This window comes from Archangium violaceum Cb vi76, from assembly GCF_000733295.1.
Classification (GTDB): domain Bacteria; phylum Myxococcota; class Myxococcia; order Myxococcales; family Myxococcaceae; genus Archangium; species Archangium violaceum.
On record NZ_JPMI01000352.1, the window covers coordinates 25,790 to 47,866 of the forward strand.

General features: G+C 69.4%; 14 protein-coding genes and 1 pseudogene. 10 read left to right on the forward strand and 5 right to left on the reverse strand.

Annotation, left to right across the window (positions count from 1 at the left end; all coding sequences use genetic code 11):
* Positions 1 to 51: 51 nt before the first annotated feature.
* Together Q664_RS44930 and Q664_RS44935 are read right to left on the reverse strand one after the other, a co-directional pair.
* Positions 52 to 2,304 carry a fused MFS/spermidine synthase gene (locus Q664_RS44930; RefSeq protein WP_043411453.1) on the reverse strand — a complete coding sequence of 751 codons (2,253 nt, stop codon included), beginning with the start codon at positions 2,302 to 2,304 and terminating at the stop codon, positions 52 to 54.
* Positions 2,301 to 5,135 carry an MFS transporter gene (locus Q664_RS44935; protein ID WP_152622711.1) on the reverse strand — a complete coding sequence of 945 codons (2,835 nt, stop codon included), beginning with the start codon at positions 5,133 to 5,135 and terminating at the stop codon, positions 2,301 to 2,303. Before Q664_RS44935 ends, Q664_RS44930 begins: the two co-directional genes overlap by 4 nt.
* Positions 5,136 to 5,364: 229 nt before the next feature.
* Here Q664_RS44935 and Q664_RS44940 point away from each other — a divergent pair, with 229 nt between their 5' ends.
* On the forward strand, positions 5,365 to 6,207 hold the full coding sequence (locus Q664_RS44940; protein WP_043411456.1) for an SDR family NAD(P)-dependent oxidoreductase: 843 nt from the start codon (positions 5,365 to 5,367) through the stop codon (positions 6,205 to 6,207).
* A gap of 18 nt (positions 6,208 to 6,225) precedes the next feature.
* Here the strand turns inward: Q664_RS44940 and Q664_RS44945 are convergent, their stop codons facing one another.
* Positions 6,226 to 6,888 (reverse strand): hypothetical protein, encoded by a 663-nt coding sequence (locus tag Q664_RS44945; protein WP_043411460.1) that lies wholly within the window; start codon positions 6,886 to 6,888, stop codon positions 6,226 to 6,228.
* Positions 6,889 to 6,925: 37 nt separating this feature from the next.
* Between Q664_RS44945 and Q664_RS44950 the strand changes: the two genes are divergently transcribed.
* Positions 6,926 to 9,799: an aldo/keto reductase gene (locus tag Q664_RS44950; protein WP_043411463.1), complete on the forward strand. Its 2,874-nt coding sequence runs from the start codon at positions 6,926 to 6,928 to the stop codon at positions 9,797 to 9,799.
* Between the two features lie 388 nt (positions 9,800 to 10,187).
* On the opposite strand, the gene Q664_RS44955 is transcribed toward Q664_RS44950, so the two are convergent.
* Positions 10,188 to 10,877: a hypothetical protein gene (locus Q664_RS44955; RefSeq protein ID WP_043411465.1), complete on the reverse strand. Its 690-nt coding sequence runs from the start codon at positions 10,875 to 10,877 to the stop codon at positions 10,188 to 10,190.
* A gap of 583 nt (positions 10,878 to 11,460) precedes the next feature.
* Here Q664_RS44955 and Q664_RS44960 point away from each other — a divergent pair.
* The 5 genes and pseudogenes from Q664_RS44960 to Q664_RS44980 all read left to right on the forward strand — a co-directional run.
* Positions 11,461 to 11,661, forward strand: a pseudogene (locus Q664_RS44960) (hypothetical protein); the annotation flags it as partial.
* Positions 11,651 to 13,996, forward strand: coding sequence for a hypothetical protein (locus Q664_RS44965; RefSeq protein ID WP_084610893.1), 2,346 nt, complete (start codon positions 11,651 to 11,653; stop codon positions 13,994 to 13,996). The pseudogene Q664_RS44960 and the gene Q664_RS44965, both read left to right, overlap by 11 nt.
* A complete protein-coding gene (locus tag Q664_RS44970) occupies positions 13,993 to 15,330 on the forward strand; it encodes a hypothetical protein (protein ID WP_043411470.1) in 1,338 nt (445 codons plus the stop codon). Before Q664_RS44965 ends, Q664_RS44970 begins: the two co-directional genes overlap by 4 nt.
* Positions 15,331 to 15,547: 217 nt before the next feature.
* Complete coding sequence (locus tag Q664_RS44975; protein WP_043411472.1) at positions 15,548 to 16,888, forward strand: hypothetical protein; 1,341 nt, start codon at positions 15,548 to 15,550, stop codon at positions 16,886 to 16,888.
* Between the two features lie 346 nt (positions 16,889 to 17,234).
* The gene (locus tag Q664_RS44980) at positions 17,235 to 18,131 is read left to right on the forward strand and encodes a hypothetical protein (protein WP_052519483.1); all 897 of its coding nucleotides are present in this window, start codon (positions 17,235 to 17,237) and stop codon (positions 18,129 to 18,131) included.
* A gap of 41 nt (positions 18,132 to 18,172) precedes the next feature.
* On the opposite strand, the gene Q664_RS44985 is transcribed toward Q664_RS44980, so the two are convergent.
* Positions 18,173 to 18,988 (reverse strand): SDR family NAD(P)-dependent oxidoreductase, encoded by an 816-nt coding sequence (locus tag Q664_RS44985; RefSeq protein ID WP_043411474.1) that lies wholly within the window; start codon positions 18,986 to 18,988, stop codon positions 18,173 to 18,175.
* 271 nt (positions 18,989 to 19,259) lie between these two features.
* Here Q664_RS44985 and Q664_RS44990 point away from each other — a divergent pair, with 271 nt between their 5' ends.
* The 3 genes from Q664_RS44990 to Q664_RS45000 all read left to right on the forward strand — a co-directional run bounded on the left by Q664_RS44990 (position 19,260) and on the right by Q664_RS45000 (position 21,936).
* Positions 19,260 to 20,681: a reverse transcriptase family protein gene (locus Q664_RS44990; protein ID WP_052519484.1), complete on the forward strand. Its 1,422-nt coding sequence runs from the start codon at positions 19,260 to 19,262 to the stop codon at positions 20,679 to 20,681.
* 56 nt (positions 20,682 to 20,737) lie between these two features.
* Positions 20,738 to 21,400, forward strand: coding sequence for a glutathione S-transferase family protein (locus Q664_RS44995; RefSeq protein WP_043411476.1), 663 nt, complete (start codon positions 20,738 to 20,740; stop codon positions 21,398 to 21,400).
* A 116-nt stretch (positions 21,401 to 21,516) separates the two neighbouring features.
* The gene (locus Q664_RS45000) at positions 21,517 to 21,936 is read left to right on the forward strand and encodes an MGMT family protein (RefSeq protein WP_043411479.1); all 420 of its coding nucleotides are present in this window, start codon (positions 21,517 to 21,519) and stop codon (positions 21,934 to 21,936) included.
* Positions 21,937 to 22,077 lie beyond the last annotated feature (141 nt).

Below are 22,077 nucleotides of genomic sequence, written 5' to 3' on the forward strand. Positions count from 1 at the left end.
CGAGCCATACGCTTCCCAGCAGTACCAGCCATGGGCGCCACATGGGTCCGCTCAGTTGTTGGAGTAGAAGAGCCCCACCTTGCCGGGCAGCCGCCGGAACTCCAGCGTCGGCATGTCGTCGCTGTTCTGGAACTCCGGGGCGCGCGAGGCCAGCTCCTGGAGCTTCTCGTCACCCAGGGCGATCAACTCCTCGAAGCCGGCGAGCCCGTTCTCCAGGCCGATCGGCCCGAACAGCGCCCGGCCCTCGTCGTACTTGCTCAGGAACACCTCGCGCTGGTGCGGCTTCAGCGGCTCCGTCGAGGCAATGAGCGTGAGCCCGTTGCCGTACGCCGGAATGGCCTTCACGTGCGGGAACACCTCGTGGATGCCGTGGTACAGCGACGCGACGTCCGGCCCGAAGATGTGCTGCGCCAATACGCCTCCCGGCTTCAGGCGCGAGCGCGCCATCTCGTAGAACTCGCGGCTGAAGAGGCTGGAGGAGCCCGGCAGGTACGGGTCCGAAACGTTGATGGAGATGATGTCGTAACGATCCGGAGTGGTGGCCAGGAAGTGCCGCCCATCGGTCACGTGCACCTGGACGCGCGGATTGTCGAAGTAGCGGTGGTTGCCCGGGCTGAACAGGTTCGCGTGCTCGACGAGCGCCGGGACGATCTCCACCGCCTCGATGGAGCGCACCTCGGCGACGCGCGAGAACGCTCCCGCCGTGATGCCGTAGCCCGAGCCGATGTTCAGCACCTTCTCCAACTGCGGCGCGTACAGGATGGGCAGGTACGCCTGGGACTCCTGCACGTACTGGGTGGTGGGGTCTCCGTACAGGTAGACGAGGTCCGTGCGGTTGTTGAGCACCCGGAGCCGGCCCTCGTCCATGCGCACCACGCTGAAGATGCCGTGCGCGTCCTCGCTGCTCACCAGCGCGCTGTGGGTGTCCACCACCGGTGGCACCTCGGTGCTGCGCGGGAGGATGATCGCCAGGAAGCCCAGGCCCGCCACCGCCGCCAGCGCATGGTCCGATGGCTTGAAGTGCTGGCGGAAGGCATACACCAGCCCCAGCAGCGACAGCACCAGCAGCGCCGAGTTGAAGGCGATGAGCCCGTTGGAGCCGATGAGGTTGATGAGCACATAGCCGCTGGCCAGCGAGCCCACGAGGCTGGCCAGGGTGTTGAAGCCGTACACGAGGCCCACCCAGCTCGCCGGGTTGTCCATGCCGGAAGGCCGGGCGGCGAGCGTCAGCGGGAAGAGCAGCCCGAGCGCCGTGGCCGGGAACACCACCATGACGAGGATGAAGAGGACGACGATGCCCGGGTGGCTCGCCTGCAGGGCCGGGCGCTCCAGCAGGAACGCGGCCGAGAAGGAGATGAGCGTGAAGGCGCACGAATAGAGCAGGATGCGCCACAGCGGATCCGGGCCGCGCAGCAGGGCGCTGCTCATGCGCGCCGCCTGGCCCATGAAGAGCAGGATGAGCGCCAGCGTGATGCTCGTCACGTAGACGCGGTTGCCGAACGCCAGCGACAGGAATCGCGTCCAGGTGATCTCACACGACAGCGCGATGAAGCCCGAGAAGACCGCCAGCGTCAGCAGCAACGGGCGCCCGAGCAGCCGGTTCTCCGCCGCGGCCGTGGCCGCTGGGACTCCATCGTCCGCATCCACGGCCCCCGCCGGGACGGGCGGGAAGTAGCGGCTGGTCAGCATGGCGGCGCAGAAGATGAGGCCATTGAGCGCCGCGGCCGCCGCTCCGGCCCGGACACAGCCCAGGTAGTAGATGAGGACGAAGCTGGAGACGATGCTCCCCGTGGCGCCACCAATGGTGTTGATGCCGTAGAGCGCGGACACCTGCCGGCGATCCGTGACGAGCTGGCTCACCAGCGGCAGCGTCATGCCCATGAGCGTCGTGGGCACCGCGATGAGCAGGGTGCAGACCGTGAACTGTCTGGCCAGCAGCATCAGCAGCGGCGCCGTGGGCGAGCCGGAGAGCGACAGGTAGAAGTCCTGGTGCGTGAAGAGCGTCCAGGTGACGAACAGGGCGCTGAGCCCCACCAGCAATTCCACGCCGCCGTAGGCCGCCAGCGGGTGCGCCGCCAGCCACCGGCCGCGCTCGAGCAGCCGGGACATCAGGAAGCTGCCGAGCGCCAGACCGAGCATGAACACGGTGATGACGCACGACATCGAATAGATGGTGCTGCCGAGGATGATGCCGAACCCGCGCAGCCAGATGATCTGGAACACGAGCGACGTCATGCCCGTGCAGAACAGCAGTGCGCAGAGGAAGCGGAATCGGGAGCGGCTGAGCGTCGTCGGGGCGGTCATGGAATCTCGAGGGCGAGCCGGGAGTAGGGGGAGAGCGCGCGGAGCCGCGCGAGGTACTTCTGGGCCTCGTCGTGCGCTCCACGCTGGAGCGCCAGTCGCGCGAGCGCCTCGGTGGCGGCGAGGTCCGTGGGATTGTGGCGGATGGCCTCCTCGAGCAGCGCCCGGGTGCGACCGGGCTCCAGCGGAGGTTCCACGCGGGCGGCCAGTCCCAGCACCTGCCCCGTCCACACCGCGGCGGCTGGGTGCGCCGGGTACACCTCCAGCGCCTGGCGGAAGCCGGCCGTGAGGGACTCCGCGTTCTCCAGCACCTCCGCCGGAGGCCGCGCGCCGAACGCGTCGAGCGCCGCCACCCCCTTCAGGAAGTGCTGATCCGCCTCGTGTACCCGCTGGACACTGGCGCGCAGCGGCTCCAGTGACTCCTGGGCCCCGGGGGGCGCGCGCAGGTGCTCGAAGATGAAGTCCGGCTCGTACGCGACGAGCCGCTCGACGGTGGCGGCGATCTCCCGGGGAGGCTCCTGCGGGAGGAAGTCCAGCACCGGGTTCATGTCCCGGTTGATGAGCGGCACGCGCGAGGCGATCTCCGCCAGCCGCTCGGGGCCCGCCCGGAAGCTCGCGAAGAAGACGGCCGGGTCTCCCCAGCCGAAGCCCTCCAGGTCCGCCTTCGCCACCCGCTCGAACTTCCGCCGCCACGCCTCCCAGTCGATGCGCGCCTCGTCGCGGAAGCCGATGAGGAAGGCCTCCTGCGTGTTGAGGCCCAGCGGCAGCCACAGCAGGCTCTGCGGGAAGACCTCCTGGAACGTCTTCAGGATGACCAGCGCCTTGGTGGTGCCCGCGTTCAGCGGCAGCCAGGCGAGCACCACGCCCCCGGGATTCAGGTGCCGGCGCGCCTCGCGGAAGTGCTCCTGCGTGTAGAGCCGCAGGCTGCCCTCGCTCGCGAGGATCATCGAGTCCGACATGATGACGTCGTACGTGTCGGGGCTCATCTTCAGGAAGTGCCGGCCGTCCATCACGTCCACGCGCACGTTGGCGCGGCGGCTGGCCTTCTCGTTGAGGGCCTCGAAGTACTGCTCGGCCATCGGAATCATGTGCTCGTCGAGCTCGGCGATGTGCAGCAGCTCGGGCTCGTAGAGCTGGAGGGTCCGGGCGAGCTCGCCCACGCCGTAACCGATCTCCAGCACCCGGCGCGGCGCGGAGTGCACAAGCATGGGCAGGTGGGCCTGCAGCCGCTGCGTCTGGCGGCGCGCGGGCACCGTCTCGCCGGACTGGAAGGGGCCGCCCATGAGCACCCGTTCCCCGTGGGAGTCCTCGGCCACCAGCACCGGTTGCAGGCTGCCCTCGCTCTGGGCGATGACGTGGAAGCCGGGCCGGAGCCCCGCGTTCTCATAGAAGCGCGTGAGCCAGTCCCCGCTGAACCAGCCCAGCAGGCCCACCGCGGCGAGCCCCACGCCCACCGCCAGCGGGCGCCTGGGCAGCGGCCGGAGCGCGACCATCGCCACACCCGCGGCGATCAACAGGTTGAGCCCCGCGGTGAGCAGGAGCGCGTGCGAGGTGCCCACCCAGGGGATGAGGACGAAGCCCGTGAGGCACGAGCCCAGCACCGAGCCGAGCGTATTGGCCGAGTACAGGTTGCCGACGGTCCGCCCCAGCAGCCGCAGGGGCCCCGCGTACAGCTTGCCGGCGAGGGGAAAGAGGCCTCCCAGCAGCAGCGTCATCCCGAAGAGCAGGAGGAAGGAGGTGGCGATGGTGAGGGGCCGCTGGCCCAGGCCGCTGACCATGGACAGCACGGGCAGGGTGATGAGGCCGAGCAGTCCCAGGAGGAGCTCGAAGAGGATGAAGAGCTGGAGATCACCCAGGCGGGGGGGAGTCCAGCGGCTGAGCACGAGGCTGCCGAGGCTGATGCCCAGCAGGTACACGGAGAGGACGCAGGCGAAGGTGGCCAGCTTGCCCAGCAGGAGGAAGTCGAGCGTGCGGAACCAGATGACCTCATAGGCGAGCGCGCAGAAGCCGGAGAGGGCGAACGCGGGCAGGAGCACCCGGGCGGAAGCCCCCCGCGAAACAGTCTCCACCGTGCCCGATATCCCCTCGCCCTCCGGGAGAGGGACGGGGTGAGGGTATGGGTTCCCCGCGTTCTCCCCCCGTGCCTCCCGCCGTGCCATCACCAGGGCGGCGACACCCGTGAGGGAGTTGAGCAGCAGCGCGACGTGGTAGCTGGCCTCGTAGCCAATGGCCCACACCAGACCCAGCATGAGGATGGCGCCGGCGGAGGAGCCCAGGGAGTTGATGGCGTACAGCCGGCCGAGCGCGGACTTCACGCCCTCGGAGCGGGTCACGGCGTGCCGGACGATCGCGGGCAGCGTGCCGCCGATGAGGGTGGCGGGGATGGAGATGAAGACGAAGGCGATGAGGAAGACGAGCCACTTGACGGTGGCCTGGGGGGCCCGCGTGTACAGGGCCTCGTAGAGCGCGCCGGTGTGCTGGAACGCGTAGAAGGCGGCGAGCCCGCTGAGGGCGACGCCGAGCTCCAGCACTCCATAGAGGATCAACGGCCGCCGGGCGGGGCCGTCCACGAGCCTGCCGAAGAGGTACGAGCCCACCCCGAGCCCGAGCATGAAGGCCGTGATGACGGCGCTCACACTCTGGGTGGTGCCGCCCAGCAGGAAGGTGAAGATGCGGGTCCAGAGGACCTGGAAGAGGATCCCCGACAGCCCCGAAAGGAAGAAGAGACGCAACACCCAGGGCCGGAGACCGGGCACGGGGGTGGAGGCGTCATCGCTCGTCGGGAGGTCGGGGGGAGCGGGCGGACGGAGCGCCGCGGCCGTGGTCTGTCTCATCGGGGTGTAGCTGCGAGGATGCCACACCCCTGGCGACCTTCCATCGGGCGGATGCCCGGCAGGCGGGCCAGCGGACCTGGAGGAAACGGGCCTATCCTGATTTCGTGAGAAGCCAGATAAACCGTAATTTTTTACTGGATTGCTGGATAATTCCAGCATAGCTGGCAATTCGCGCACTTTCCCTGACATGGGCTGGTGCACAAACGGTGCTTATGAAACGAGGGTTGCCATGACGAAGGACTTCCTGAAGGACCAGGTGTGCCTTGTGACGGGTGGGGCCCAGGGGATTGGCTGGGCAACGGCACGGCGGCTCGCGGCGGCGGGTGGCACGGTGTACGTGTGCGACATCTCCGAGGCGCACCTGGAGCTGGCCTCGGTGAAGGCCGCGGAGCTGCCCTGGCCCGGGCGCTTCCACTTCGCACCCTGTGACGTGGCGGATCGCCAGCAGGTGGAGGCGTGGTGCGCGGGCGTGCTGGAGAAGGAGGGCCGCATCGACGTCCTGGTGAACAACGCCGCCTTCGTGCGCTGGGAGAAGGTGCTCGACATGTCCGTGGAGGACGTGGAGCGGACGATGGCGGTGGGCTTCAACGCCATCGCCTACACCACGCGCAAGGTGCTGCCCTCCATGCTGGAGAAGGGGCGGGGCTGCATCGTCAACGTGGGCTCGTCCGCGGGGCGCGTCTTCATGGGCGGCTCGTCCGCGGCATATGCGGCGGTGAAGGCGGCGGTGGACGGGTATACGCAGATGCTCCAGGAGGAGCTGCGGGGCACGCCCGTGCACGCGATGCTCGTGCGCCCCGGGACGGTGGCGGGGACGGAGTTCTTCGGCAAGCACGTGCCCTCCTCGAGGATGCCCCGGCTGGCGGACTTCGTGCGGGCGCTGAGTCCCGATGAGGTGGCGGAGGCCATCGTGGACGGAATCGAGCGGCGCAGGCCCATCGTGGATGTGCCCCGCTCGCTGGGTGTCTTCTATGCGCTCTTCGAGCACGCGCCGGGCGTCATGCGCTGGCTGATGAGCGTGGGCGGCAGTGCCCGGAGCGATTTCGGCATCCTGCCGGGCCGGCCCGTCTGAAGACGCGGAGGTGAGGCGTCACCCGGTGGAGCGCAGGCGCGCGGCGAGCACGTTCTGGACCGACTTCGCCACCCGCTCGGTGTCGGGCTGGAGCTCCTCGGGCATCCAGTAGAAGAGCGTCCGGCCCTCGGCCTCCACCTGGGTGCGGAGGAAGGACATGCCTCCCGATTCGGCCCGCTCGCCGCTCCGGGGAAGGCAGCGGCGGCACAAGCAGGGCAGGGGCCCCTGCTCATCGTGGGCCGTGAGGTTGATGCGCCGCGCCTGGACGGTGCTTCCCTCCGCTCCGCCCACCGATTGCAGCAGCAGCGCCACGTCCCCGGCCGCCAGCGCTCGCGGCGTCTGCAGGGACATGCCCAGGGCCCCCTTCGCCGCCTGGATGCCCTTGCCCGACTCGAAGCGGATGCGGGGGATGAGGGCGGTGACGTCCGTGATGGGGACGCGGTTGGGTGGGGCACGCCACTCGCCGTCCTCGAACCGGAGGCCCTCGAGCACCGCCACCAGCCAGAGCGACTCCGAGGGGGGCCGCACGGTGAAGAGGAAGAGCCGGCCTCCGGCACGCAGCGGCTCCAGGTGCTTGCTGGCGCTGCGGTAGCGATCGATGGGGTGCACGTCGCCGGGGGCACGGCCGGCCGCTTCCTTCTCGAACACGGCCTTGCTGATGATCGCCAGCATGTCGGGCATGTCCCCGAGTCTATCAGGGCGCGTAGAGTCCGCGGGTATGGGCCCCGTGGATCCCGCCGCCGTGCGGCTGCTCGACGAGAACGCCGAGGTGCGCCGTGAGGCGGTGGAGGCCGTGGACACCTCGGCCGTGCCGGGCCGCTTCGCCCTGCGACAGGCGCTGCTGACGGACGAGGACGCCGAGGTCCGCGCCTCCGCCGCGCGCCGGTTGGGGGAGCTCCGGGATGGGCACTTCGTCCCGGCGCTGCTCGAGGCCCTGGGAGACCCCATGCCCGCCGTGCGCGACCGGGTCTGGCGTGCCCTGGCCCGGCTGGGTGCGGAGGTGTTGCTGACACGGGTACCCCGCGCCCTTCACGAGGAGCCGGTCTGGTGGGTGCGCCGCGCGGCGATCCGGGCCGCGGCCTCGGTGGCGGGCCCGGGGGCCCTGGAGCTCCTGCTGGAGGCGCTGGAGGACCCCTTCTGGCGGGTGCGCAACGCGGCGGTGCAGGCCCTGGCCTGGCTGGGAGAGGCGGACGAGCGGGTGCGGCAGCGGGTGCGCACCGCCGCGGACGGTTCCCGGAAGGGCGCGGTGAAGGCCTCCGCCGCGTACCTCGAGGGCGTGTGGGGTGGCGCGGCGGCTCCGGGTGGGTTCCCGTTGCCCGCGCCCGGGCAGTCCCAGGGACCGGCGGGGCCTCTCGACAACGAGGATCCGGCGGTGGTGACGGCGCGGCTCGAGCGGATGCCCGCCTCGGACGTGCCCGTGTCCGAGCTGGTGAAGTGGCTCGGAGATCCCCACGAGCCGCTGCGGGCCCTGGCCCGGCGGCGTCTGCGCGAGCGGAGGGAGCCGGAGGCCTTCCGGCTCGCGCTGCGATGGTTGGACGAGCCGCGCGTCCCCCATGCCGCGGACGAGGTGCGGGCCCTGCTCGAGCGGCTCGACGTGGACGAGGTGGCGCTCGCTTCCCGGATTCTCGACGAGCCGCCGAGGCCGGGCGCGGTGGGGCTGGCGGCGTGGGTGGCCGCGCGCAGGGCGCACGGGGGGCTGCTGGAGCGGGTCCGTCCCCTGGCCCGTCACGCCGAGCCCCCGGTGCGGCGCGCGGCGCTCTCGGGGCTCGTGCATGACCCGGAGAGCCGGGCCGTGGTCCTGTCCGCGCTCGAGGACTCCGACGAGACGGTGCGCGAAGAGGTCCTCTCCGCGTGGGCGCGGCGGCCCGTGGCCCCGGAGGCGCTCGAGGCCCATGCCCGTGCGCTGGTGGCGTTCGCGCCGGGTGCGCGCTCTCCGCGTGAGCGCCGGGCCGTGGCGGAGGCGGCGGCCTTCCTGGAGGACGAGCTCCCGCTGGCCCGGGCCTTGGAGGACGAGGACCCGTCCATTCGCGCGGTGGCGTTGGCGGCGCTGGCCCGGCTCGGGGTGCTCTCCGAAGCGGAGCTGCGCGCGGCGTCCGTGCACGAGGATCCGTGGATTCGCGCCGCCGTGTTGGACGCGGAGTCGGCGAAGTCCGTGTGCGCGAGCGACCCGGACCCGTGGGTACGCCGCGCGGCGATGGGGCTCCTCGTGTCGTGCCGGCACGAGCTGTCCGCCCCGGAGTCGCGCGCCGTGGCGCTCCTGGGCGCGGGTTCGCCGGACCCGTGGATCCGCGCCCGTGCGGCCGGGCTGCTCCAGGCGGAGGGCGAGCGGGAGGAACTGGGCGCGCTGCTTCGCCTGTCGCTCGACGCGTCGCCCATGGTGAGGGCCGCGGCGGCCTCGGCCCTGGAGGCATGTGACGCGCTCGACGCGCGGCTGGCGGACCTGCTGCACGGCCCCGGCGCGGAGCGGACCGGGGACCTCCGTGTCTCCGCATACACGTGGTTGCTCCGCCGGGCGGACGACGCCGCTTTCGAGCACCTGTGCGCCGCGTTGCGTGACGCCTCCGAGCCGGAGCGGGTGGCCTCGCACCTGGAGGCGCTGACGCTCGTCTTCCCCGACGAGGCCTTCGCGCGGGCGCCCGACCTCGAGCCGCGGCGGCCCACGCGTTCGCGGCGTGCGCAGGCGGGCCCGGTGCGCACGGCACCCGAGTCCCCGGCACACTCCTCCCGGCGGCTCCTGGGACGGACGGGGTTGAGCGTCTCGCCGCTCGTGCTCTCGGGAGCCCACGGCTTGCCAGCCAGCGCGCTGGCCGAGGCCCATGAGGCCGGGGTGAACGCGTTCTTCTGGGAGCCGCGCTACATGGAGCTCACGCGCTTCCTGCGCTCGGGCCGGACCCGGAGGGAGGGGCTCGTGGTGGTGGCGGGCACGTACCACTCGGGCGCCGAGGCCATCCGCCGGGACGTGCGGGCCGCGCTGCGCCTGCTGCGCACGCAGCACCTGGACGTCTTCCTGTTGTTCTGGGTGCGCTCGCGCGAGCGGCTGGACGCGGAGAACTTCGAGGCGCTCGAGGCCCTGCGCGCCGAGGGCCGCATCCGCGCCTTCGGCTTCTCCACCCACCACCGGGAGCTCGCGCTGGAGGCCTTGCGTCAGCACCCCTGGCCGGTGGTGATGACGCGCCACAGCGCCGCGCACCCGGGCGCGGAGGCGGCGCTCTTCCCCGAGGCCCTCGCGCGCGGGACGGGGGTGCTGACCTTCACGGCCACCTGCTACGGGCGCCTCTTGAGGCCCGCGCCGGGCGAGCCCCCGGACCTGCCGCTGCCTGACGCCGTGGACTGTTACCGCTATGCGCTGTCCCAGCCCGGAGTGGGGGCGTGCCTCAGTGCGCCGCGCAACCACCGGGAGCTGAAGCAGAACCTGGCGGTGCTCGAGCGCCCCTGGATGATGCCGGACGTGCTGGCGGCGATGCGCGCCCATGGCGAGCGCGTGCGTGCGGGCAACCAGCGCTTCAACGCCCTCGTGCGTCAGGCCCCGGGCGGCACGCGCGACACCCTGCTGGCGCTGCTCGATGACGAGCCTGGTGGAGTGTCCGACTAGTTTTTCAACATGGTCCTGGAGCGAAGAAAGATGCGGCCTCCGGGCACGAGTCCGAGCAACTTGTCCGACAGTCGGACAAGTTCGAGCAGCGCGCGACCGGAAGGTGCTTCCAGGACGGGATTCTGGCTTGAGCGCGCACGGTCTTCGCTATCGTCTCCGCGAGGTGGACAGGCCCTCGGGGGGCGGCACGCTCCCAATGGTGCGGGCCTCTCCCGACTATGTTGAAAAACCAGTCGGACACTCCACTATCGTAGAGGTTGTATTGGAAACCCACCGTGCCGAGCTGCGCGGTGAGGCGCGCCAGGAACGGTGCCTCCCCCGCTTCGAGCCGCCCGAGATCCTCCGTCTGCACGAAGGCGACGTTCATCCATTTCTCATCTGGGCGCACTCACCTTCTCCGGCGCAGGTTGCCTTCGTACTCCGCCAGGGCCTCTCGTTGTTCCGGTGTAGCGATGTCGCGGGTGGCCGCGAGAAGGGGGTCCATCTGGTATCCCGCGAAGTCGTTGAGCGCCTCGACCACCGCCTCAGCCCAGTCGTAGGGGCCGGTGGCAGGTGAGAGGCTGCGGAACCAGGCCGGGAGCACTTCTGCCCAGTCCACGCCGACCTGCCATGAGCCGGCCTCGTCAGCGAAGAAGATGATGTTGACCTCGCAGCGGTCGATCTGGCGCATCAGGTCGATGAGAAGACCGAGCCCCTCGCGGGCCGTGTCGATCTCTCCTGCTCGCTCCGCCCTCATGCAGGCATCGAGCAGTCGCGAGTGCTCCGCGATGAAGGTTTCGGTGCCATGCGACTTCTCCATGAAGTTGCGCGAGCTCACCATGAAGTCCTGGTAGTAGCGCCCGGCGAGGCTCTCGTGATGGAAGCGACGGATGCTGTGAAGCAGGCCGGGCTCTGCTCGGCCGTCCGCGACGACATCCTCCAGGCGGACGTAGTTGGCGATGAGCTCGGGGAAGGCCTCATCCGGCAGCAGGCCGATGGCGCGGTCCAGCCAGACACGGAGCCCGGTGCCATCGAGATTGTGAGCATGGGCGCGCACCTTGGCGCGGTCGAACCGGGGCATCTTCTCGCGGCGGTTCATCGGTCAAACGCCGCCTTGGCTCGGACCATGTGGAAGCCCTTCGGTCGCCAACCGTCGAACCGGGCTCCCAGCGCGTCGGGAGCGTCGTCGTATATCTCCATGCGCCTCAGGTAGTACACCTGCCGCGCACCCCCTTCCAGGACCCGCTGTGTCCTGTGACAACTCACGTCATGTCACGACGGGAGCTGATAGCCACGGCAAGCGAGTCCCCGCCCGTGATTCGTGCCCACGAACTGGCGCGCCTGCTGTTGGTGGAGCGCCGTGTCCGCCTGGCGCCAACTCCTCCAGTCCGCTGGCACACGACATGGCGGCGCGAACCGCAACTGTCCCGGGCGGGGCGTCCCCGCTGACGAGCGAGTGGCCTCGGTCCCTTCCGGAGTCTCTTGGAAGCACAACCGCCCAAGAAGATTGCGCGTGCCCGGCCTACCCGGAAAGAAGGCAGGTGATTGCCGTGTGTGATAGTCGTCCTGTCGGAGTGAACGGGTATTGCTTGCTTGGGCGCCGCCGTTTGGGGGGGGGCTTCCGGAGGGTGCGCACGATGAGGACTCACCCCTGGGCCGTGTTGCTGCCGTGCCTCTGTCCAGGGCTGGGCGGGGCGATGGATTCTCCCTCGCCCGACAGCGAGTCTCCCCTGGACCTGTACTCGGGCCAGGTGCGCTGGCGCTTCGGCCACGAGCTGTACGCGCTGGCCGAGGGCGGCACGCTGCTGTTTCCGGAGGCGGATGGGGCATTGCGCCCGGGTGCCTTCGCCTCGCTGGGCCTGGGGGTGGACAATGCGCGCTGAGGCGTGGGCGCCCAGGTGGGCGGCGCTGCTGGGGGCCGTGCTGCTCTCCACCGGCTGCGTCACGCTCGCGCCGCGACAGGGCGGAAGCACTGCGCGGGCCCCTCACGCCCTGTCCTCGCTGCGGGAGGCGGGCGCCACGGCCCCCTCACTCGAGGCGCCCTCCCCTGTTGCCCCTCCGGAGGCAGGCGAGCACGCCTTCTCCTCCGAGGCGGGCGAGCAGGAGCGGCTGCACCGCCGCCGCAGCGCCCGCGGGCTGGGCCCGGACGCGGCGCTGGCGAGCGCGGGCCAGACGCCCGCGTCCGCGGTGGCCAGCGAGGGGTCTGCCCCCCAGGAGCCGCCCTCGTGCGGAGGGCAGGCCCTGCCGCCGGGCTGGCCCGACTTCGCCGCCGGCGACAGCGAAGCGCTCCTCGCCCCCTTCCTCACGTGCACCTCGCCCGCCGAATACGTCGCGCTGCAGGAGCGTGTGGACATGCCCCGGCTGGTGGAGTCGCTGACGGACTGGGATGCCGTGCGGCTCGGCTCGCTGGGGCCCGTGCGAGAGGACGCCGCCGGCCTTCTCAACCGCAAGCGTCTCGCATTCCTCCTCCATGCCACCGAAAAGTATGGAGTCGCCCATGCCGAGGTGTTCGTCCGCTACCTCCTCGACTCGGCCCATGACGATGAGCTGCGGGAAATCTTCTTCTGGCTGGCCCAGGACAAGCGGCTGGACACCACACTGGGGCTGATGTCCAGGGCCCGTGCCGAGCTGGAGGCGCGCGGCCTGAAGCTCTCGGCCCGGCCGGACAGGGACTTCCAACCCGGAGACCTGATGCGGGGGGCAGGCCGCGCCGTCTCCGACCTGCTCACCCACGAGCAGGCGAAGAATGCCTGGTACACCCACTACTCCCGGCAACGAGGCCAGCTCCCACCGTCCTACCAGGAGGACCTCGACGAGGTGGAACAGGAGGCGGCCAGGCAGCACTACTCGGCGGGCAACGTGCTGCTGGGCAGCGTGGACCACGTCACCTTCGGCGTGCCGCTGGGCTTCTACTACCTCGCGGCGGGTACGGGCCACGGGCTGTACTCGCTGACTCAGGGCGAGTACGAGCAGGCCATTCGCGAGCTGACGCCCCTCACGCTGCTGGCAACTGTGTACGTGGGTGGCAAGGGCGTGCGCACCCTCTACGAGGCCCGGGGGGGAGGAGCCGGACTCCAGCGCGGACTCGAGACGGTGCGGGTGCGAGTGAGTCTGCTCGCGGAGAGGACGCGGGAGTTGCAAGCACGGCTGGGCGCGGGCGTGGAGGGCATGCGAGAGCTGGCCCGCTACATACGAGCCAGACGTGAGGCGGGACGCTTCGTGGCCGTGGGAGGCGTGGACGCCGCACTGGCGCTGTACGAAGCGCGAGGGGATGTGGCCAGGGCCCGGCCCCTCATGTCCAAGGCCAGGCCCGGGGCCGCGGGCTCGCCACCCGTGAAGAGCGCTGAGGGGGCCAGCGCCGGGAAGGCCACCGCCGCGGCGGATGACGCCGCACGCCCCTCTCCGAAGCAGGCCCCTGTCGCGGAGGGGCAGGGCACCCTGGCCTCGCTGGTGGATGACGGGGTGGGCCACACGCGGGAGGTGGTGGAGGCGAAGCTGGCGGCGGCGGAGCTCGAGGCCACGGGCCCGCGCCTGCCCAAGGACGTGAAGGTGCTGGAGCAGCACCGCCCTGCCCTCGAAGCCCCACCGCCGGAGGCCCAGGGCAGCCCGCGCTGGCGCGAGTACGTGGAATACTACAACAAGCGCTTCAAGGAGGTGGAGAGTGGCACGGCTGCCGAGGGCCCCCTCAAGTGGAAGGGCTACGAGCAGTTGCGCGGGTGGTTTGCCCGGGGGCTGGCCTTCGAGCGCGACATGGTGAGGCTGCTGAAAGCGGACGCGGAGAAGCCTCGGGCCCAGCGCAGTTTCCTCGGGGATTTCGACAGGCCCCGCATCGAGATCCAGGTGGGCGTAAGAAAACCGGGCACCGGCCTCCGCTACGCGGACGTGCTCGTCATTGAAGAAGGCGCGCTCGGCGGAGGGCCACGGCGCGTGGAGTCGTTCAGCTTCAAGAGCCGCGACCTCTCGCAACTAGGAGACAGGGCTCTGGAAGCTCAGATGAAGGTGGACGCGCTCGAGGCCCTGAGACATTACGGCGAGACGCTGGACATCCGCCGAAAATCCATCCAGTCCATTCTCCCAGCGGGCAGCGAGGTGCAGGTCGTGAGGGTACGCCTCATCTACGAGGGCGGCGATCTCAAGCCCACGAATGCAAGCTACTTGGATGCGGCTGTGAAGGCGACCGAGTCATCCGTGCCGGGTGTGGAGGTATCGTTCCAATGAAGGTGCTCGAGTTTCACGGCCTGAAGGAGGATCACCTTGGGCTCAATTTCAAAGGTTGTTTTGAGCCGCAGGTGGCACGGGAGACCGAGTTGGAGCCCTTGCTTCTTGCTCTTGAAGAGCACGCCGACGGGTGGATGCCAGACGTCGTTGAAGGCAAGCGGCGACGCAAGTACAACCGTGCCGCCGTATGGAAGGCATTGGAGGAGGATCGCCACGAAAGAGTAACGACCATCGGGTTGTATCGGGCGGAGTGGCCTGCGTTGGACATGACGCTGCGGCTCTGGTCCCCACCTCTAGCTCCCGAACTGGACCTCACAGTCAAGGTAAAGCCCCTCTCTGTTTTCGCAGAGCAAGCGCACTGTCGCCAATTTATCGAGATGGTGCATGCCTGGGCTTCCCGTTACCGTGTCTCCTATGCTGCGGCCCACAGTGCGGATGACGCGGAGTTGGCGGGCTCCCCCCGCTTCGGGCGCGACGAGAAGATTTCTCGTCGGGACGGGGTCGACAAAATCTACGAGGTGTTCTGGCTCAACGTCTTCGGACCCAAACTGGTGGAGACGGTTGGCCGCGAGCGCATGTTGTCCACTCCAGCCCACCGGGTGGAGGAACTGCCCAACGGCTCCATCCTCCTGGTGACGTGGCCCACAGCGGCGGATTTTGCCAGCAAGGAGGCACGGCTCGCACAGGCCCGCGCTCACGCCCACCTCCGGCCGGACCTCGACTTCGACACCATTCTGAGCACCTTGCATGAGCGCAGTGCCATTCTTGCCCCCGTAGAACCCCGCTTCCCGCCGGACCTGGCTCCGCTGCTCTCCCGTGTGGTGGACCGCGCCCCCAGCTACGAGCGCCAGCGCAGAATCGCTGAACTCAACGCGTGGCGACCACCCGAGCCCGAGGAGTGGCGCCCGGTAGATGCCGCCCTGCCTTCGGACGTAGAGAATGTAGAGCGCGCTCTCCAGCAGTACAGACTCTACGCCGAGCACCTCGTGGCACTACTGCATTCGGAGGTGCCCTCAATCTTCGAGGCGACACCCGAGTCCCTCTCGGATGCCGACTTCTACTTCTGGCGGGAGGAGTTCCCGAAAAGTCGCCTTCGGGAGGCCATCGACGAGCACGCAGTGCCCGCCATTGGTGCGTACCTGGGTGAAGTGCTGGTGCGCAACCTTGCCGGCAGGTGGATACCGCGCCAGAAGCTTGATGAGGCACAGGTACTGGTGGGCAACCGCGTCTGGCTTCCGTTCGTCCGAGCCCGTAACTACATGCGCTCTCGACAGTCGCTGTTGGACTGCTCCCTTACGTACCTCTACCGCGTGGCGGAGCGGTGCCGCGGCTAACGGAGAACTGCACCGATGCCGCAGCCATCCTCCCGGCTCTGGCTCCATCCTCACTCCCCGTTTGCCCTTGAGGGGCGTCATCCCACTGAGATCGGTGTGTGACCGCCAAGTAGCTTGAGACCATGTGAACCCCGAATTTGGCCCTCCATGGTAGGCGTGCTACGGACGGCAGCGAGCGCAGCACTGGGCTAGTTCCGAGAGTGGAGGTCCTGTTCCAATGAAGGTGCTGGAATTTTACGGCGTGAAGCCGGAGGACAGCCTCCTGCTAACCTTCGACGGTGCCTTCAACCCACAAGTGGCACTGCAGGTCGAGTTGGCGTCGTTTCTTCAGGCGCTCGAGGAATACGCCGATGGGTGGATGCCGGACGTCGTCAAAGGCAAGCGGCAACGCAAGTACGCCCGCGCTGCCGTATGGAAGGCATTGGAAGAGCGGCGCGGCGAAAGATACACGCATTGCGGGCTCTATCGGACGCAGTGGCCTGCGTTGTCCTTGTCGCTCGGTATCCGCCTACCGCCACATCTGCCTGGGCTGAACATCATGGTTGGGGTGAAGCCGCTTTCCTTCTTCGCGGAGGCGGAGCGCTGTCGCCAATTCGTGGAGATGGTGCGGGCATGGGCCTCCCATTATCCCGTCACATATGCCGAGGCCCACAGCCTTGATGACATGGAGTTGGCGGGCTCTCCCTTTTTCGGACGTGACGAAAAGACTTCTCGGGGGAACGGTTTCGACAAAATCTACGCGGTGTGGTGGCTCAACGTCTTCGGCCCCAAGTTGGTGGAAACGGTCGGCCGCGAGCGCATGCTGTCCACGCCGGCCCACCGGGTGGAGGAGTTGCCCAACGGCGCCATCCTCATGGTGACGTGGCCCACGGTGGCGGATTTCGCCAGCAAGGAGGCACGGCTCGCACAGGCCCGCGCCCATGCCCACCTCCGGCCGGACCTCGACTTCGACACCATTCTGCGCTCCCTGCATGAGCGCAGTGCCATGCTCGCCCCCGTGGAGCCCCGCTTCTTCCCGGACATGGCCCCGCTCCTTTCGCGGGTGGTGGACCAGGCCGCGAGTCACGAGCGCCAGCGACGGATTGCCGAGTTCAACGTGTGGCAGCCACCGGACCCCGAGGAGTGGCGCCCGGTAGATGCCGCCCTGCCTTCGGACGTAGAGAGTGGAGAGCGCGCTCTCCAGCAGTACAGCCTATACGCCGAGCACCTCGTGGCGCTGCTGCACTCGGAGGTGCCCTCCGTCTTCGAGGCGACACCCGAGTCCCTCACGGATGCCGACTTCTACTTCTGGCGGGAAGAGTTCCCGAAGAGTCGCCTTCGGGAGGCCATCGACGAGCACGCGGTGCCCGCTATTGGCGCGTACCTGGGTGAGGTGCTGGTGCGCAACCTGGGCGGCAGGTGGATTCCGCGCCAGAAGCTCGAGGAGGCACAGGTGCTCGTAGGCAACCGCGTCTGGCTTCCCTTCGCCCGAGCCCGCAACTACATGCGCTCGCGACAGTCGCTGCTGGACTGCTCCCTGACCTACCTCTACCGCGTGGCCGAGCGGCACAGGGGCTGACCACCAGCGGGGAACTGGGGAGATGGACTGCTCGGGTTGTCCATGGTCCAAACAGACGTCAGATGAGCGTCTAGAGGGCGCAGAGTGCCTGACATGGGCATTGCCAGACCGGTTCGGCGGAGACGTGACGTCTCTTGCGCCGGGTTCTTGGTTGAGCCCCTGTCGGCGCTGCTCGACGAAGAAGCTGCCGAAATCTGAGAATCCGAGAGCGCCTTCGGTTTTGTCTGGCGCTCCTGGCGGTGACTGTTCACGGGCAACGGAGCCGATGTGCGCTGAAGCATCCGCACGGACCCGGGCGGCGACACTTCTCCTGGAGCCCATTTTCGCGGGCTCCGGGGGAGACACCATGAAAGCCGTCCAGGTGTTCGGAGTGATGTTGCTGGTTCTCACCGGAGGTTGTGGCCCGGTGGAGGACACACCCACGAGTCCATCCGAGGAGCCCGTCCACACGGCGGCCCAGGCAATGGAGGAGGGCAATGGCCTGGCCTTCAACGGGCTGGCCTTCAATGGACTCGCCTTCAACGGTCTGGCCTTCAACGGGCTGGCCTTCAACGGCCTGTCCAGTGGCAGCTTCTCCTCCTGGTTCCTGCAGCACCCGGCGGAGTCCAACCTCTTCATGAAGTACCTGGTCCATTGCTCCGTCCCGGCCGGACAGAGCCGGACGTACTCGAATGGCACGGCCACCTATGTCTGGAACGGTGGACTGGGACTGGCACCGGGCTGGTCCAGCGGCCAGCCCGCGACGTTGGCGGAGCAGCAGGTCGTCTCCGCGTGCCTGGCCGCGCTCGTCAACAAGTACGGGCGCACCGTGCGGATCTCCGTCCTGGGCGCCAACGCGGTGGGGCAGCGGATTCCCACCACGGGCTCGGAGGTGGGCAACTACACCATCCGGGAGGGCTGCTTCTTCGGGAACCTCTTCAACGGCGAGGGGCTCTTCGTCGGAAACGACCAGGGCCTGTTGTCCCCGGCGCAGAGCAGCCTCCGCGCCTGTGCGCTCTCGGGTGGCAACGCGTGCCCGCCGCTCGTCCATGTGGGGAGTTGCCACGCGCGCTGCCTGCCGGACGGCACGGGCTCGTCTTTCACGCGGTGCACCTACAACGGTGTCACCTACCAGCCGCTCACCACGCGGCTCCGCTACCAGGACATCAACACGTGCGGTGATGGCATCTGCCAGGCCTCCGAGTCCTGTGGCACCAGCAACCGCGCCGACAGCTGCATGCGCGACTGCGGCACCTGCGGATGAGTCGACCCGGATGACGAGCGGTCGCGGGGGGCGGACGCGCGTCACACGGCGGCGAGCAGGCGCGCGGTGGTTTCCCGTACCGCGCGCCGGGTGGCCTCGTCCTCGGCGACGGCGGGCCACGGCTGTTCCCGCTCCTCCACGAGCCAGCGGGCCTCGCCCGCGGGGGACCACCGCTCGCGCGCGAGGATGCGGGCGAGGCGCGCGGCACACACCTCGGGGGCCTCCCAGCCGCGCTTCACGAGCGACAGCAGCCAGCCCATCGGGCCCTTGCGCGCCCCGAGCTCCGTGCGCACCACGCCAGGGTGCAGCACGACGACATCGAGCTCCGGGTGGGCGGCCGCCACGTCGCGCATGGCGAGCGCGAAGCAGAGCTTGGTGTCGCAGTAGGTTCGGATGCTGGAGAAATCCTCGCCGGTGGGCGTGCGGGCCGCGTCGAACCGGCCCTTGATGATCAATCCGGCGCTCACCACCATGATGCGGCGCAGGCGTCCGGACTCGAGCAGCGGCTGCTGCATCTCGAGCGGCGCCAGGTGGTTGACGACGAAGGCGGTCTCGAGCCCCTCGGAGGTGAGCTCCCGCTTCGATGGCCACAGCCCGGCGTTGTGGACGAGCGTCGCGCCCGGGGTGACGGTATCGGCGAGCCGTTGTCCGAGCGCACGCGCCCCGGCCCTGGACGAGAGGTCCCCCGGTACGGCGATGGCTCGGCCGCCCTTCCGCTCGATGTCGGCGGCGAGGGCTTCCAGGCGGGCTCGGTCCCGGGCGACGAGGATGAGGCGATCCGCGGGCTTCTCCGCGAGGGCGAGGGCGAGCGCGTGACCAATACCGCGCGAGGCGCCGGTGAGGATCAAGTCAGCCATGGTCCGAGCCTGACAGGCACGTCTTCGAAGGGGAAGCTCCGTCTTCCCACCCCGTCCGGGTTGTGGTGAGCTTGTCTCCGGTGCTCCTGGGGACGCGTGCAGCCAGCCTTCCGTCCGCGATGTCACGTCGCGGCTGCTGACGTTACCCATTGAAGAACGATGCAGTACGAGGTCCGCCCGCGGGCTTCCCTGACCTCGTCTGCCTCTGCCGTGCAGGTGGCGGCGGCTCCAGGGGCACCGGTTTCATCCTCGGCCGTTCCGGGTACAGCGCATGAACCTCGCCAGCCTCCTCCTCGAGCTCAAACCCCTGCTGGCGGACCCCGACGCGAACTTCGAGCGCATCACCGAGCTGCTGGAGCGTCACCACGGTCTGGCCGAGTACGAGGTGGCGCGCTTCTACGTGAGCCGCTTCTGGCAAGCGCCCGTCGAGCGCAAGCTGCGCAGCGTGGACCCGCGCGAGCGGCTCAAGGGCGTGCGGCACCTCCCGCTGCTCTTCTCCAGCACCACGGCGGCCCGGCTGCTCCGCCCGCGCGTGAAGGACTCCGACAACCGCGTGGCCCAGACCGCTCGCGCCGCCGTGCGCGAGCTGGGGCTCGCGGACGTGGCGCCGCCGGATCTCCGGGGCGACCCCCGCTACCGCCACGGTGGCGTGGGTGGGTGGAACCCCACCGGCTGGAACTTCGGCCTCTTCGCGAACGAGATCCACGGCTACAGGAGGCGGGTGAAGCGTCCGCCCCCCACCTCGGGCGAGCTGCCCGCGCTGCGCACCCGGGCCGACGTGGCGGAGCTGGTGGGCGTGGAGGAGTCCGCGCTGGACGCGCTGATGCGTCCGGGCACGGAGGCCGGCTCGGGGTATGTGGAGTTCGAGGTCCCCAAGCGCTCGGGCGGGGTGCGCCGCATCTCGGCGCCGCGCCAGGCGCTCAAGGAGGTGCAGCGGGCCCTTCTCGACAAGGTGCTCGCGCGCATGACGCCGCACCCGGCCGCGCACGGCTTCATCGAGGGCCGCTCCACGGTGAGCAACGCCGGGCCCCACGTGGGCGCCACGGCGGTGGTGCGGGTGGACCTGGAGGACTTCTTCCCCACGGTGCACTACCGCCGGGTGAAGGGCCTCTTCCTGTCGCACGGCTATGGCGACGAGGTGGCCGGAGTGCTCGCCGGGCTCACCACGCACCGCGCGAAGCTGCCGGACGGGACGGTGGTGTGGCCGGGCGTGCTGCCCCAGGGCGCGCCCACCTCTCCGGCCATCGCCAACCTCGTCTGCCGGCGCCTGGATGCGCGCCTCACCGCGCTGGCCGGGAAGTTCGGCGCCACCTACACCCGCTACGCGGACGACCTGTCCTTCTCCTTCCGCGCGCCTCCCGAGCGCCTGGGCCGCTTCTTCTGGTGGCTCAACGCCATCCTCCAGCAGGAGGGTTTCATCGAGAATGCCGCCAAGCGGCGGGTGATGCGCCAGGGCTCGCGACAGCGGGTGACGGGCCTCACGGTGAACCAGAAGGTCTCCATCCCCCGCGAGGATCGGCGCCGCTTCAAGGCCATCCTCGCCAACTGCCGCAAGCACGGGGTGGCCTCGCAGGCGCGGGGCCGGCCGGACTTCGAGCGCTGGCTGGAGGGCTACGCGGCCTATGTCCGCATGGTGCACCCGGAGCTGGGTGCCCGCTGGCAGGGCGAGGTGAAGGCGTTACTCGGCCGATGACATCTCTTCCGCCGATGTGCTCGACAGCGGTCGGACACGGCATCAACAATGCTGGAATGCTCACGCTCTACGGCTTCGGCCGCGTCAACTCGAAGGTAGTGGGTCTCACTCGCGATTTGCGTGTCCTGTGGGCGCTCGAGGAGCTGGGCGTGCCCTACCGGGTGCATGGCGTGGATCATCCCGCGGGGGAAACCACGAGCGAGGAGTACCGGCGGCTGAACCCCTTCTGTCAGGTGCCGGTGCTCGAGGACGACGGCTTCGTGCTCACCGAAACGGGAGCGATCCTGCTGTACCTGGCGGAGAAGACGGGCGGATTGATGCCCGCGGATCTCCAGGGCCGCGCCCAGGTGACGCGCTGGTGCTTCGCCGCGCTCAACACCCTGGAGCCCCCGCTGTTCCAGATCGTGATGATCGATCTGCTCGGCGCCGCGGATCCCACCGGCGCGCAGCGGCGTCCCGAGCTGGTGAAGTGGGCCGGGCGCGCGCTGACATCGCTCGAGGACTGGCTTCGGGAGCGTCCGTATCTCACCGGCGAGGCGTTCACCGTGGCGGACATCCTGATGACCACGGTGCTGCGCGAGGTGCGCAACGCGGGCGTGCTCGACGGCTTCCCCGGGGTCTCCGCCTACCGCGAGCGCTGTGAGGCACGGCCCGCCTGGCGGCGGACGCTGGAGGCCTATGAGCAGCGCCTCGGGGCCCCGGCGGGCAGCGCGCGCTAGCCGCGTCTGGATTTCAGGGAAGCCACGTGTAGGGTCGGGTACATGACGGCGGACGTAGTACCGACTTCACGGGACAGGTCCTCTGAGGTAGGACGAGGAATCCGACTGGAGAAGACATGTCCACGACCGTTACCATCACCATGCAGGAGCGAAGGTTCTTCGAGCGCATCTACCAGGTCGTCGAGCAGGTGCCGCACGGCCAGGTGTCCACCTACGGTGACATCGCGATCATCGTGGGGGGCGGGTGCGATGCGCGCATCGTGGGGCTCGCCATGGGGGACCTGGGGCCCCGCGCGGCCAAGGTGCCCTGGCAGCGGATCATCAACCGCTCGGGAGGCATCAGCACGCAGGGGTACAACCAGCGCGAGTTGCTGGTCGCCGAGGGGGTCGAGTTCGACGAGAAAGGCAAGGTTTACCTGGATCGCTTCCGCTGGGCGGGGCCGAGCCAGGAGTGGGCGTCGAAGCACGGCTTCACCCCGCTGCCCGCGCGAGGTCCGGGCAAGGAGGAGGACACGTCCCAGATGCGCTTGTTCTGAGCTTTCCGGAGGGGCGGGCATACCCCGGTTCGGGGTCGGGGTCACTGGCAGTGACAGCGGCCGGCGCACCTGGGCGATCCACCCGCCCGCGCCGTGCGTATACTCGGCGCCCCTATGGAAGGCCGCTTGGTTCTCAAGAAC